Annotated in this window: 12 protein-coding genes; 6 read left to right on the plus strand and 6 right to left on the minus strand. The window is 75.7% G+C overall.

Annotated features, from left to right (window positions below; all coding sequences use genetic code 11):
• The 6 genes from VK501_RS03990 (at position 1) to VK501_RS04015 (ending at position 7517) form a co-directional block, all read left to right on the plus strand.
• Positions 1-945: an amino acid--[acyl-carrier-protein] ligase gene (locus VK501_RS03990; protein ID WP_324334870.1), complete on the plus strand. Its 945-nt coding sequence runs from the start codon at positions 1-3 to the stop codon at positions 943-945.
• Positions 942-1922, plus strand: coding sequence for a DUF1839 family protein (locus VK501_RS03995; RefSeq protein WP_324334872.1), 981 nt, complete (start codon positions 942-944; stop codon positions 1920-1922). Before VK501_RS03990 ends, VK501_RS03995 begins: the two co-directional genes overlap by 4 nt.
• Positions 1906-4326 (plus strand): glycosyl hydrolase 2 galactose-binding domain-containing protein, encoded by a 2421-nt coding sequence (locus VK501_RS04000; RefSeq protein ID WP_324334874.1) that lies wholly within the window; start codon positions 1906-1908, stop codon positions 4324-4326. The genes VK501_RS03995 and VK501_RS04000 overlap by 17 nt, the downstream gene beginning before the upstream one ends.
• A gap of 8 nt (positions 4327-4334) precedes the next feature.
• Positions 4335-5273, plus strand: coding sequence for a glycosyltransferase (locus VK501_RS04005; RefSeq protein WP_324334876.1), 939 nt, complete (start codon positions 4335-4337; stop codon positions 5271-5273).
• Positions 5274-5385: 112 nt separating this feature from the next.
• Entirely contained in the window at positions 5386-6960 is a 1575-nt protein-coding gene (locus VK501_RS04010) for a PKD domain-containing protein (protein WP_324334878.1), read from the plus strand.
• The gene (locus VK501_RS04015) at positions 6957-7517 is read left to right on the plus strand and encodes a hypothetical protein (RefSeq protein WP_324334880.1); all 561 of its coding nucleotides are present in this window, start codon (positions 6957-6959) and stop codon (positions 7515-7517) included. Before VK501_RS04010 ends, VK501_RS04015 begins: the two co-directional genes overlap by 4 nt.
• On the opposite strand, the gene VK501_RS04020 is transcribed toward VK501_RS04015, so the two are convergent.
• The 6 genes from VK501_RS04020 to VK501_RS04045 all read right to left on the minus strand — a co-directional run bounded on the left by VK501_RS04020 (position 7518) and on the right by VK501_RS04045 (position 13025).
• Positions 7518-7697 (minus strand): hypothetical protein, encoded by a 180-nt coding sequence (locus VK501_RS04020; RefSeq protein ID WP_324334882.1) that lies wholly within the window; start codon positions 7695-7697, stop codon positions 7518-7520.
• A 66-nt stretch (positions 7698-7763) separates the two neighbouring features.
• Positions 7764-8696, minus strand: coding sequence for a hypothetical protein (locus VK501_RS04025; RefSeq protein ID WP_324334883.1), 933 nt, complete (start codon positions 8694-8696; stop codon positions 7764-7766).
• Positions 8697-8786: 90 nt separating this feature from the next.
• Positions 8787-9500 (minus strand): hypothetical protein, encoded by a 714-nt coding sequence (locus tag VK501_RS04030; protein WP_324334885.1) that lies wholly within the window; start codon positions 9498-9500, stop codon positions 8787-8789.
• On the minus strand, positions 9497-10261 hold the full coding sequence (locus VK501_RS04035) for a spherulation-specific family 4 protein (protein ID WP_324334887.1): 765 nt from the start codon (positions 10259-10261) through the stop codon (positions 9497-9499). Before VK501_RS04035 ends, VK501_RS04030 begins: the two co-directional genes overlap by 4 nt.
• A gap of 8 nt (positions 10262-10269) precedes the next feature.
• Complete coding sequence (locus VK501_RS04040) at positions 10270-11589, minus strand: hypothetical protein (RefSeq protein ID WP_324334889.1); 1320 nt, start codon at positions 11587-11589, stop codon at positions 10270-10272.
• Entirely contained in the window at positions 11586-13025 is a 1440-nt protein-coding gene (locus tag VK501_RS04045) for a DUF3492 domain-containing protein (protein ID WP_324334891.1), read from the minus strand. Before VK501_RS04045 ends, VK501_RS04040 begins: the two co-directional genes overlap by 4 nt.
• Between the last annotated feature and the right edge of the window lie 56 nt (positions 13026-13081).

Genomic DNA, 13081 nt, shown 5'->3' on the forward strand with positions numbered 1-13081 from the left:
ATGGCCGCGTACCGCGAGGCGACGCCCGATCAGGCGGAGCTGCTCGACGCGCTGGTCGCCGCCGGGCACCTGATCCCGTCCGGCGTCCCGGGCGTCTACGGCCGCGGGTCGGACTTCGAGAAGGTCCGCCTGGGCCTCGACGGGCACGTCACCCGCGTGGCGACCGCGGCCGGCGAGACGCCGGAGACCCTGCGCTTCCCGCCCGTCCTGCCGCGCCGCCAGCTCGAGGACCTCGGCTACCTGGAGAGCTTCCCGCACCTGGCCGGGACCGTGTTCGCGTTCGAGGGCACCGAGGCGCAGGCCCGCGCGCAGGCCGAGCGCGCCGGCGGGCACGAGGACTGGACCGAGCACCAGTGCATGACCGACCTCGTGCTCATGCCGGCCGTCTGCTACCCCGTCTACCCCGCGGTCGCGCGCCGCGGCACGCTGCCCGCCGGCGGCGTGACGATCGACCCGGGCGGGTCCTACGCGTTCCGCCACGAGCCCTCCGGCGATCCCGCCCGGCTGCAGATGTTCCACATGCGCGAGCTGGTCCGCATCGCCGAGCCCGAGACCGTGCAGGCGTGGCGCGACGGCTGGCGCGACCGCGCGCTGGAGCTGCTGCGCGGCCTGGGGCTGGACGCCGACTTCGACGTCGCGTCCGATCCGTTCTTCGGCCGCAGCGGCCGCATGATGGCCGCCAGCCAGCGCGAGCAGGCGCTGAAGTTCGAGATCCTCGTCCAGATCGCCGGCCCCGAGCCGACCGCGGTCGCGTCGTTCAACTACCACCAGGACCACTTCTCCGGGCTGTACGGGATCACGACCGCCGACGGCCAGCCGGCGCACACCGCGTGCCTCGGCTTCGGCCACGAGCGGATCGTCATCGCGCTGCTCAAGACCCACGGCCTCGACGTGTCGACGTGGCCGCCGGAGGTCTGCGACGCGCTGTGGGGCGTCGCGGCGTGAGCACCGCGGGCACGGGCCTCGTCTGCCTGCTCGGCGCCGATCCGGCGACGTACCGCCCGCATCCGGTCCATGCGGCCGCCGACCGCACCTACCGCGAGACCAACTGCTACGCCGACGTCCTGATCGAGCTGCTGCACGCGCGCGGCGACGAGCCGCTGGCCGCGCTCGGCGCGACCGTGCGCCTGGACTTCGAGGGCGACCAGTGGACGTTCTTCAAGCCGGCGCCCGGCGACCTCGAGCAGCTCTACGGGCTCGACGTCCACGAGATGCAGCCCTACCGCGCGCTGCCCGACCAGATCGCCGAGCAGCTCGCGGCCGGCCGCACGATCATCGTCGAGCTCGACGCGTTCCACCTGCCCGACACCGCGGCGACCAGCTACGGCGCCGAGCACGTCAAGACGTCGGTGATCGCCGAGGCGATCGACCGCGACGCGCAGATGCTGCGCTACTTCCACAACGCCGGGCTCTACGAGCTCGGCGGCGAGGACTACCGCGGGATCTTCCGGCTCGAGGGCGAGATCGATCCGGCGCTCCTGCCGCCCTACACCGAGCTCGTGCGCTTCGACGCCGGGCCGCGGCTGGAGGGCGAGGCGCTGCGCTGCGCCGCGCGCGACCTGCTGCGCCACCATCTCGCGCGGCGCCCGCAGACCAACCCGTTCGAGCGCTTCGGCGACGCGCTGGCCCGCGACCTGCCCGACCTGCTCGCCGGCGACGCGGCCAACTACCACGCCTACGCGTTCGCCACGGTGCGGATGGTCGGCTCGGGCTTCGAGCTGCTGGCCGCCCAGGCGACGTGGCTGCTGGGCGAGTCCGAGGCGCCTGAGATCGTGGCGGCGATGGACGAGATCGTCGACGGGACCAAGTTGTTGTCGTTGAAGCTCGCACGGCGCCGGCCGTTCGATCCCGCGCCCGTGATCGCCGGCCTCGCCGGCGCGTGGGAGCGCGCCACCGGCGGCCTCGATGCCGCGCTGGCCTGAGCACGCGGGGCTGGACGTCGCGCGGCTGGACGGCTTCGTCGCCGACGGCCCGCCCGACGACGAGCGGGCGTGCTCGTTCACGCTGAGCCTCGACGCCCCGCCGCCGGCCGCCGGCGAGGAGGTCACGCTGGCCTTCGACGGGATCGCGACGGCCTACCAGGTCTCGCTGAACGGGTCGGAGATCCTCAGTGGTGCGTCGATGTTCGCCGCGGCCGAGGTCGAGGTCGGCGCGCTGCTGCGGGCCGGCGCGCCGAACGTGCTGGAGATCCGCTGCCGCGCGCTGAGCGACGTGCTCGCCGAGGCGCCGCGACGCCCGCGCCAGCGCTGGCGGACCAAGGTGGTGGCTGACGGCGCGCTGCGCTTCGTGCGCACCGCGATCGTCGGACGGGCGCCGGGCTTCGCTCCGGGGCCGCCGACCGTCGGGCCCTACCGCCCGGTGTGGCTCGTGCGCCGGCGGGGCGTCGCGGTGCACGACGTCGCGCTGCGTCCGCGGCTGGAGGGCGACGACGGCGTGCTGGCGGTGCGGGCGCGGCTGCGGGCCGTGGCCGGTGCGGCGATCCCGCGCGAGGTGGCGGTGGTCGTCGGCGAGCACCGCGGAGCGCTGGCGGTCGGGCCCGACGGGATGGTCTCCGGCACGCTGCGGCTGCCGGCCGTGGCGCGCTGGTGGCCGCACACGCACGGGACGCCCGTGCTGCACGACGTGGCGCTGCTGCTCGACGGTGCGGTGCAGGTGCGCGTCGGCCGCACCGGGTTCCGGGCGCTGACGCCGAACGGGGCGTACGACGCCGACCGCGACGCGCTCGCGCTCGCCGTCAACGGCGTGGACGTCTTCGCGCGCGGCGCCGTGTGGACGCCCGTCCCCGAGGCGGAGGTGCGCGCCACGCTGACGACCGTGCGCGACGGCGGGATGAACCTCGTCCGGCTCCCCGGGACCGGGGCCTACGAGGGCGCGCCGTTCCACGACCTCTGCGACGAGCTGGGGCTGCTCGTGTGGCAGGACTTCATGTTCGCCAACCTCGACTACCCGATCGAGGACCCGGGCTTCCGCGCCGCCGTGGAGGCCGAGGCCCGCGCGGCGCTGGCGCAGGTGGCCGGGCGCCCGAGCCTCGCGGTGCTCTGCGGCAACAGCGAGGTCGAGCAGCAGGCGGCCATGTTCGGGGTCGGCGGGGACGGCGCCGGCCGCGGCGAGCTGTTCGGCGAGCTGCTGCCCGCGCTGGCGCGGGAGGCGGGCGCCGACGTGCCCTACGTCCCGTCCGCCCCGTGCGGCGGCGCGCTGCCGTTCCATCCCGGCCACGGCGTGGCCAACTACTTCGGCGTCGGCGGCTACCGGCGCCCGCTGACCGACGCGCGCCGCGCGGCGGTGCGCTTCGCCTCGGAGTGCCTGGCGTTCGCCAACCTGCCCGACGGCGACGTGGCCGACGGCGAGGGCGTCGCGCGCGACGTGGGCGCCGACTGGGACTTCGCCGACGTGCGCGACCACTACCTGGCCGCGCTCTACGGCGTGGACGTCGTGGCGCTGGCGCTGACCGACCGCGACCGCTACCTGGCGCTGGGCCGGCAGGTCACCGGCGAGGTCATGGCCCGCACGTTCGGCGAGTGGCGCCGTGCCGCGTCCCCGACCGCGGGGGCGATCGTGCTGTGGCTGCGCGACCTGCAGGCCGGTGCGGGCTGGGGCGTGCTGGACCACCGCGGCGCGCCCAAGGTCGCCTTCGCGCACCTGCGCCGGGCGCTGGCGCCGCAGGCGCTGTGGATCGTCGACGAGGGGATGAACGGGCTCGACGTCCACGTCGCCAACGACGGGCCGCACCCGCTGGCGGCCGAGCTGCACGTCGCGCTGCTGGCCGGCGGCGCGCACCCGATCGCCGACGCCTCGGCCCCGCTGGTCGTGCCCGCGCACGGCAGCGCGCACCGCAACGTCGAGGGGATCCTCGGCCGCTTCGCCGACGCCGCCTACGCCTACCGCTTCGGCCCGGCGGCGCACGACACGGTCGTCGCGACGCTGCGCACCGCCGACGGCGCGCTGCTGGCCCAGGCCACGCACTTCCCCCAAGGCCCACCCCTGACGCCGGAGCCGTTCGCCCTCAGCGCGATTGTTAAGGGGTCAGTCCCCTTAACAATCGGCGGGGCGTGTGGTGAGGGCTCAACCCCCGCAACGACTGGGGACGCGAGTGTTAAGGGGTCAGTCCCCTTAACAATCGAGCTCTGCAGCGACCGGCTGGCGTGGGGCGTGCGGGTCGTGGCGCCCGGCTTCGTGCCCGCCGACGACGCGTTCGACCTCGCGCCCGGCGTCGCGCGGACGGTGCTCCTGCACCCCATCGGCGAGGCGCCGTTCGGGGGCGGGACCGTGACCGCGTTGAACCTCATCGGTGAGCCGCCGATCCTCGCCGCGGATGTGCGAGCCTGACGGCTCCTTTGGGCGTCGAGGTCTCCTTCTGCGTGGTCAACACCCAGCAGCGCGAGCTGCTGGTCCGCTGCCTGGACGCGATCGCCGCCGAGCGCGAGGCGCTGCCGTTCCCGACCGAGGTGCTGGTGCTCGACAACGCCTCGACCGACGGCTCGGCCGGCGCGGCGCGGCGCCATCCGACGGTGACCGAGGTCGTCGCGCTGGACCAGCGCCGCGGCAAGGGCGAGAACGACAGCCACCTGCTGCAGCGTGCCCGCGGCCGGTTCTGCCTGCTGCTCAACGAGGACTCCGAGCTGCGCCCCGGCGCGACCGCCACGCTGCTCGCCGCGCTCCAGGAGCACGCGCAGGCCGCGACGGCCGGCGCGAAGCTGCTGCGCCCCGACGGCCGGGTGCAGGCCTCGGCCTGGCGCTTCCCCACGCCGGCGACCGCGCTGATCGGCGCGCTGTTCCTGCACCGGCGGCTGACCGTGCAGAGCCGCGGGCGCGGCACGCGGACCGTCGACTGGGCGCAGTCTGCCGCGCTGCTGGTACGCCGCGAGGCCGCCCGCGACGTCGGGTGGTTCGACCCGCAGTTCTTCGTCTACTCCGACGAGGTCGACTTCTGCCGGCGGCTCGCCGACGCGGGCTGGAGCACGCTCTGGGTGCCGGCCGCCGAGGCGGTCCACCACGAGCAGCTGTCGACCGGTGCGGTGCCGGAGCGGCGCATCGTCGAGCTGTCGCGCAACCGCGACCGCTACATGCGCAAGCACCACTCGTTCGCCGCCGCGCTGATCGTCCGCGTCCTCACCGCCTGGGCCTACGCCGTGCGCGCCGCCGCCGCGACCGTCGTCCCCGGCCACGATCCCAAGCGCTACTGGCGCCACGTGACCGCGACGCTGCGCCCGGCCCGCGGCGAGGGCCTGCGCGAGGCCGCCCACGAGTTCAACCGCGGTGGCCCGACGCTGTAGCGGCGGCGACAGTTCTGCATCGGCGGCGTGAACGCCTTGCCGTCCCCGCCGTTAACCCGGTGAAGGGACATCCGGCACGGACGTCAACGTCGTAGATCAAGGAAGGGCCTCCATGCTCAAGACCAGGTGCGCCATCGTGGCCCTCTTGGCCACCGCGAGCCTGGCCCTGACCGCCGTGGCGCAGGCCACGCCGGCGACGCCGACCATCGCCGTCCAGCAGACCGCCGCGCTGAAGGCGCGGCTGACGAGCAGCACCGGCACCCACTGGTCCTGGACCTTCCTCGACGCGGCGAAGAACGTCGTCGGCACGTCGACGGTCAACGGCACGGTCCACGCCTTCCCGGCCGCCGGCGACTACACCGCCTCCGTGGACGCCACCGACGACGACCCGGTCCTCAAGGCTCCGGCCCACGCGCAGGCGACGTTCCACGTCTACGCCAAGCCGGTGGCCGACTTCAAGTACACCGTGCTGGCCAACGGCACCGTCCAGCTCGCCGGCGCCTCCACCGGCGAGCCGACCGGCTGGAACTGGACGTTGCCCAGCGGCCCGTTCAAGGACAGGACGCCCCCGCCGCAGTCCTTCCCCGCGGGGACCACCAACGTGACGCTGAAGGTGACCAACCCGGGCGGCAACAGCACCATCACGCTCCCCGTCGTCGTCAACGGACCGCCGGTGGCGCTGTTGAACGTCATGTCGAGCCCGACCGGGATCGGCACCCCCGTGCTGCTGGACGCCGGGCGATCGACCGACCCCAACCGGGACGCGCTCACCTACTCCTGGGACCTCAACGGCGACCAGGTCTACCGCGACGGCACGGGAGCGCAGCAGTCCGTGAGCTATCCCGCACCGGGCAGCTACCGCGTCGGCGTCCAGGTCAGCGACGGCCACGGCGGCGTGGCGACGGCGACCGGCTTCGTCACGGTGCTGGTGGACAAGCCGCCCGTCGTGAGCTTCACCAACGCCCCGCAGCAGCCGGCGGTCGGCGCGCCGGTGACGTTCACCGCCACCGCCTCGGATCCCGACGGGACCGTCGCCCGCGTCGAGTGGGACCTCGACGACGACGGCCAGTTCGACGACGCGGCGGGGCCGACCGCCACCTGGACCTTCCCCGCACCCGGATCACGCATCGTCGCCGTCCGCGCGACCGACGACCACGGCGCGCCGACGATCGCGTTCCGGACCATCAACGTGACGGCGGCGCCGGCCGTCGTCCCGACAACCAGCGTGACGGAGCCGCTGACCGGATCGTCGGCCCCTCCGCCATCGCCGAGCTCGGCGCCGGGACCCGTCCCCCATGCCCCGGCGCCGAGCTCCACTCGCCCCGCCCTCATGGCGCCGTTCCCCCTCGTGCGCATCCGCGGCCTGATCTACCACGGCACGGTGCGGATCAGCCTGCTGAAGATCACCGCCCCGCGCGGCGCGACCCTGCGTGTCCGCTGCCACGGCCGCAGCTGCTCGGGCAAGCGCGCCGATCTGCGCGTCAAGGTGGCGCGCGCGCCCGTGCGCCTGCACGCGCTCGAGCGGCGGCCGCTGCGCCCGGGAACCGTCATCGAGGTGTTCATCACGGCCCCCGACCGGGTCGGCAAGTACACGCGGTTCCAGGTGCGGGCCGACGCGGCCCCCGCCCGCAGCGACCTCTGCCTGCAGCCAGGTGCGAAGACGCCGACGACGTGCCCGACGCGATGACCGGGGAGCGCATGCTGGCCAAGATCGCGCTGGCCGTCCTGGCGTGCGCGGGCGTCGCGACCGGCGCCGTGACGGGCGTCACCGTCGCGGGCAACCTCTACCCCGGCGAGCCGGTGCCCGCGTCGGCCGTGGCCGGGCAGGCGATCCCCTCGGCGTGGACGGCCGGGAGCGGCGACACGATCGCCGCCGTGGCGGCCGGGAGCGCGCTGCGCTGGTCGACGCCGCCGTGGCGCGTCACCGCCGGCGCCACGCGGCCGCGGCCCCACCGGCCGGCGCACCGGACGCGCCGGGTCGTGCGTCCGGCGCCGGCCGCCGGCGTGCGCACGGCGGCGGCGGTCCCGGCGCGGACCAGCCAGGTCGCGCCGGCGGGCGCGGGAGCCGGAACCGGGACGGTGTCCAGGCCCGTGGTGCGCCGGGCCCCCGCCGTCGCACGCCCGGCTCCGGCCCCCGCCCCGACTGCCGTCCGGCGTCCCGCCCCGAAGCCGGCGCCCCAGCCGCGGCCGCGGCCGCAGCCGCAGCCGCAGCAGCCCATCGGCGCCTTCGACGACTCCGGCTGATCAGCGCTCTGCCCTGACGTCGACGACCAGGATCGTCGCCGCCACGCCCTTCGTCGTCGACACCGACACGAAGGGATCGCCACCATTCACCGGCTGCGCGTAATCGGCGCCGCCGTGGCGCTGTGTCGATCTGGGCGCCGGCGACATCCGGGCACTCGGAAGGCTGATGCCGGTGGGCACCCCGCTGACCGTCGTCTGAGCTCGACCTCGACGCGTGGCGCCAGGCCTGCTGACCATGGCGCGTCGTCAGTAGGCGCAGTAGAGGCTCCCCCCGCCGGCCGCGGCCGCGCCGGCCGTGCCGGCGTTGACGTATTGCCACTGGTGATCCGGCTTGCCGCCGACCCAGTAGACGATCTCGTAGACGCCGACCGCGGTGATGCCCTGGCCCGGCGGGACGGCGATCGGACCCCAGGTCCAGGGCACGGGCGTGACCGCGCCTTCGGGGTGGAACTGCGTGATGCCCGTGACCGACGCCGTCCACGTGTCCCAGCGCCCGGCGTTCTCGCCGCCTGCGCCGTACCAGTGCCAGCCGCCGGCGGGCGTGTACCACGCCACCCAGCCGCGGGTGCTGATCGGGGTGGGCGACGCCGTCGTGAAGTCGGGCTCGACCAGGTAGGCCTGCGGCGCACCCGAGCTGTCGGCGCACTGCAGGTGACCGTCGGTCCAGAAGCCCTTCTTCTCCACGGCCCCGCCACCGGCGCGCAGGGTGAAGTAGACCTTGGAGGGCCGGCCGGCCTGGGTGACCGTCGCGGTGACCGCAACCGCCCGGCGCCGCGTCAGCTTGTTGGCCACCTTGCCCGAGACGCGCAGGCGAGCCGTCGTCCGGTTGCCGGCGCAGCGGTAGCCGGCGCGTGCGATCGGCGCCTTGGACACCACGCGCGCGGTGGCCCGCACCGAGCCGCTCTGCTGGCAGGCCAGCGGGAACGAGAACGTGTGCTCGGCCCGGTTGAAGTTGACGGTGCCGTTGCCCAGCAGGCCGGGCCCGCTCGCGCCGCCCGGGATCGCGCCGGGCGTTCCCGCCGGGACGAACGACGGGGCCGTGCCCGGGGGCGCCGGCAGCTCGCCGCCGTTGCCCGGCGGCGGGCCCGGAGGGGCGGCCGGCGCCTGCGCGGCGGCCGTCGCCGGCAGGCCGACCGCGAGCGCCAGGAGCGCCGGCAGCACGGCCCTCGCGGGCCGCACGCGCGATCGACGAGGACTTGAGCTCTGCGGTGGGCGCGGCGGTGTCACGTGCATCTTCGACGTTCCTTTCACGAGGGCGTTGCTGCGGACTCAGTCCTGGGGCGGGTGGGGCGGGGGCCCGCCGTCGCGGCGCAAGCCCGCGGGATGCCTGGATCGCTGGCCGGCGGCAGCCGACCGCTCGGAGCTGATCGCCTCGCGCAGCGACCCGAGCCGGTGCAGCTGCTTGGCGTACTCGGCGTCGTAGAGCCCCTTGTGGCGGCCGCGGGCCTCGGCGATGTCCGCCGGCCCTGCGGCCGCCTCGGAGCTCGCCGTGACGGGCGATCGGGGCGAGCGGCCGGCGACGCCGGGCGGCTCGGGCGCCGCGGCCAGCGCCAACGGCTCGGGCACGGGCACGGGCACGGGCATTGGCTCCGGGCGCGGCAGGCGGGGCGGCTCGACGAGCACGTCCTCGGCCCGGGTCCGCCACCGCGGGCGCCGCACGCGCCGCGGCGCGATCCCCAGCAGCCTGCTGACGACCAGCGCCGGCAGCAGGCCGACGATCACGCCGAGCAGCGCGCCGGCGCCGACCAGGAGCACCATCACGGGCGCCGACCGGGCGTCCCACCGCGAGTCGCTCGCGGTCATGACCGTGGTCGTGCCGCTCGAGCCGCCGGAGGTCGACGCGGCGACCGGCGACCCACCCTGCGCGAGCGGATCGGCCTGCCACAGGGTCTCGGGGCGGGCCTGCGCCGCCAGGGCGCCGCACGGCGCGGCGATGCTCAGCAGGGCGACGACCAGCAGGCCGACGGCGACAGCGGACCTCACCGGCATGACGCAAGCACCTCCGCTTCCTCGGACAGGTAGTCGGGCAGCGTGCGCCACGGGTTGGGCATCGCCCCCGACGTGGCGTAGACGTAGCCCGCCGCACCGTCGGCGACCGCGCGGAGCGCCTCGGCGCGGGAGGCGCCGTACACCAGGTGGGCGACGCGCCCGGGGGGCTCCTGGCGCAGCCAGTCGGGCATCGCCCGGACCGCGGCGCCGTACTCGACGTAGGCGCCTTCGAACGTGACGACCACGTCGGCGACGTCGAAGTACCCGCGCGCCGGCGCGACGCCCGGGTTCACCACGACGAGGCGGTCGGCGCCGCTGCGGACGTGGCGGGCCAGCGCGGCGTAGTAGGGCAGCGCCGCCTCGCCGGACGCGGCCTCGTCGAAGAAGATGCCGTCGACCCCGTACCACGACAGGTACCGGTCCACGTCGGCGACCACGTCACCGGCGGGGCGCGCCGCGTAGCCGGTCGCGACGTAGCCGAGCACGCGCGTGCCGGTGGCGCGCACCTCGCGCACCGCCCGGCGATAGGCCTCGTGCTCCGCCAGCCCCGGACCGTTGTTGGGGTTGATCACGACGATCCGCGGGCGGTTGGTGCTGCGGACCAGGTCGGCGATCCCCCGCGGCGGCAGGTAGGCGGGGATCAGCGCGGCACGGCAGCTCGCCCGCCGCTCGGAGCCCCGGCCGACCACGAGCGTGACGAGGACGATCGCCAGCGTGACGCCGATGGAGGCGATCGCGATGCCGGGGTGGGACACCGCCGACCTCACGGGATCCACAGCGCCGTCGCCAGGGTGCGCGCCGGACGCCGCAGCAGCCCGAGCACGGCGGGAAGCACGAGGACGACGCACAGCGTGCCGGCGACGACCAGGCCCGCGCCGGGGAACGGGTCCGCGCCGGTGAACCGGATCGCGGCCTCCGCGCCGGCCGCGACGCCGACGGCCAGCAGCGCCCAGCGGCCGCGGCCCATCGACTCCAGCAGGCCGACCAGCATGCTCGCCAGCGCCAGCACGGCGAAGCCCACCAGCACGCCGGCGCCGCGGGCGCTGTCGCCGAGCCAGGGCGTGAGCGACAGCAGCGTGGCCGACAGCGCGCCGCACAGCAGCAGGAACCGTCCCAGGGTCTCCAGCAGGACGCGCACCGGCGCCCGGCCGAGCCCGCGTGCGTTCGCGACGCCCACCGGGACCCCCGACAGCGCGCTCGGGATCGCCTGGTCGAGGTGGCGCAGGTGGTAGCCACCCCAGAAGCCCGCGACCGCCGACGGCAGCAGCGCCAGCGCGGGCACCGCGCCGTCGGTCCAGCTCACGGTGCGGTCGAGGATCAGCATCAGGCCCAGCCCCACGCCGATCGCCCCGGCCATGACCGCCCGCTCCCAGCGCCCCAGCGAGCGCCGGACCGGCGGGACCGAGGACCACAGCGCGGCCACGACGGCGAAGGTCGTGACCGCCGCGGTGACGCCGACCACGGCCAGTGCCTCCGCGTCGGCCACCATCGCGACGGTCGCCAGCAGGATGGCCAGCACGTAGACCGCCGGCCAGCGCCGCCGCATGAGCAGCGTGCCGCCCGTCCAGGTGATGGTCAGCAGCCCGGCGAGCGTGCCGCCGAGCCCGAACGCCAGCGACGGCAGGACCAGCACCGCGACCGCGCCGAGGATCAGCGTCCCGCGGTGGTCGGCGAGCTGCGCGACGCCGTGCGGCCGGTCCAGGAACCGGCTGCCCAGCGCCCACTGGAGGGCCAGCGTCAGCGGCAGCGCCAGCATCAACGCGTGCTCGACGACCGCGACGCCGACGCTGGAGCCCAGCGGCGCCGCCCAGCAGGCGATCGCGATCACGGTGACGACGAACGCCGCCCCGTCGAGCAGGACGCCCTCCTGGTTGCGCGGGCGCGGGAGCCGACCGACGCTGCGCTGCGGCGCGGCGGCCACCGGCGGCATCATCGTGCGCGCCGCCGCGAGCGCCGCCTGGGCCGGCACGCCCGCCCAGGCCTCCAGGACCACCGCGGCCTCGAGCATGTCCTGGGGCGCGCGCCCGAGACGGGCCTCGACGACGAGCCCGGCCTCGCGGGCGTCCAGCGTCGCCCCGGTCATGCCGTCAGCCCCAGGGCCGGCACGGCGCGCTCGGTCGCGTTGCCGGCCAGCGTCTGCAGCAGCTCGCGGTAGCCCTCCAGGCAGGCGGACTCGTTGAACAGGCGCCCGAGGCGGCTGTGCCCGCGCCGGCCGAGCCGCCAGGCGAGGTCCGGGTTGCGCAGCAGCATGAGCACGGCCATCGACAGCCCGTGGTCGTCGCCGGGCGGGCAGACCAGGCCACATCCGCGCACCACCTCGGGGACGCCTCCGACCCCGGTCGAGACGACCGGCCGCGCCTGGCCCATCGCCTCCAGGATCGCCATCGGGAGCCCCTCGGAGATGCTGGTCATCAGCACCACGTCGGAGGCGCGGACCACGCCGTTGGGATCACCGGTCGGCCCCATGAAGCGGAAGCGGTCGCGGAGCCCGAGCCGCTGGTGCAGCGCCACGCAGGATCGCCCGTAGACCTCCTCACCCCGCGGCACGGGCCCGTAGTGCAGGAACTGCGCGCTGGGCATGTACCCCACGGTCTCGGCGGCGACCCGCAGCATCGTGTGCGCGTCCTTCAGCGGGTCGAGCCGGCCCACCGACACGACGGTCTGCGTGCGGGGCGGCGGCGTCGGCTCGGCCGGCGGCTGCAGGCCGTTGTAGAGCACCAGGATCTTGCCGGGATCGATGCCCAGCCCCAGCTCCCAGTAGGCGTTGGCGTCGGTCACGGGCGCGATGACGTCGGCGCCCGCGTAGGCGGCGCGGGCCAGGCCGCGGGCCAGCCGGGTCGCCGCGAAGCGGCTGCCCGGCGAGTCGCCGTTGCGGGCCGCGGCCAGGTACGCCTCGCGCACGTACACCCCGTGCTCGGTCAGCACCATCGGCGTCCCGTGGAGCGCCTTGTGGACCAGCGAGGGGATCGCCGCCCAGCCGGCCGCCGTCACGTGCAGCACGTCGGTCTGCGGCGTAGGCACCGCCGCGGTGCGCGCCACCCAGTACAGCGTCTGGTAGAGCGTCGCCGCCTCGACCATGTCCAGCGTCGGGGGCGTCCCGGCCTCGGGCACGCGCTCGGCGAGCACCTCCCGCAGCCCCGCCAGGAACGCGGCCCACCCGCGCGCCGAGCGGAACGCGCGGCGGACGCCGGCGGGGTGCCGGCGGCACCACACCCAGGCCGAGACCACCGCGTCGGTGTTGCCCTCCCAGCCGAGGAGGTGGCGAACCAGGATCGAAGGCAGGTCCACGCCCGAGCGCCGCGCCGCCGACCGGCCGCGGCCGCGCTTGGGCAGCTCCTCGGACCAGACCTCGATGCGCGCCACCTCCTCGGCGTGGGCCGGCAGCGCGAACGTCCGCGGCCGCCCGTCGGGCGCCACGATGGGCAGGACCTGCCAGTCGAACTCGGCGAGGCTCTCGACGAGCAGGTTGCACCACGAGCTCACGCCGCCCATCACGTATGGGTACGTTCCCTCAGTCATGAGCAGGATCTTCGGGCGCGCGGGGCGGAGCGGGGACCTCCCGCTGCTCCGCGCCC

The sequence above is a fragment of the Baekduia sp. genome, assembly GCF_035318805.1.
Lineage (GTDB): Bacteria > Actinomycetota > Thermoleophilia > Solirubrobacterales > Solirubrobacteraceae > Baekduia.

Bases quoted from the DNA above. Each gene is read 5' to 3' on its own strand.
- VK501_RS03990 (WP_324334870.1), top strand. From the start codon at position 1: ATGGCCGCGTACCGCGAGGCGACGCCCGATCAGGCGGAGCTGCTCGAC.
- VK501_RS04000 (WP_324334874.1), top strand. From the start codon at position 1,906: ATGCCGCGCTGGCCTGAGCACGCGGGGCTGGACGTCGCGCGGCTGGAC.
- VK501_RS04010 (WP_324334878.1), top strand. From the start codon at position 5,386: ATGCTCAAGACCAGGTGCGCCATCGTGGCCCTCTTGGCCACCGCGAGC.
- VK501_RS04015 (WP_324334880.1), top strand. From the start codon at position 6,957: ATGACCGGGGAGCGCATGCTGGCCAAGATCGCGCTGGCCGTCCTGGCG.
- VK501_RS04040 (WP_324334889.1), bottom strand. From the start codon at position 11,589: ATGACCGGGGCGACGCTGGACGCCCGCGAGGCCGGGCTCGTCGTCGAG.
- VK501_RS04045 (WP_324334891.1), bottom strand. From the start codon at position 13,025: ATGACTGAGGGAACGTACCCATACGTGATGGGCGGCGTGAGCTCGTGG.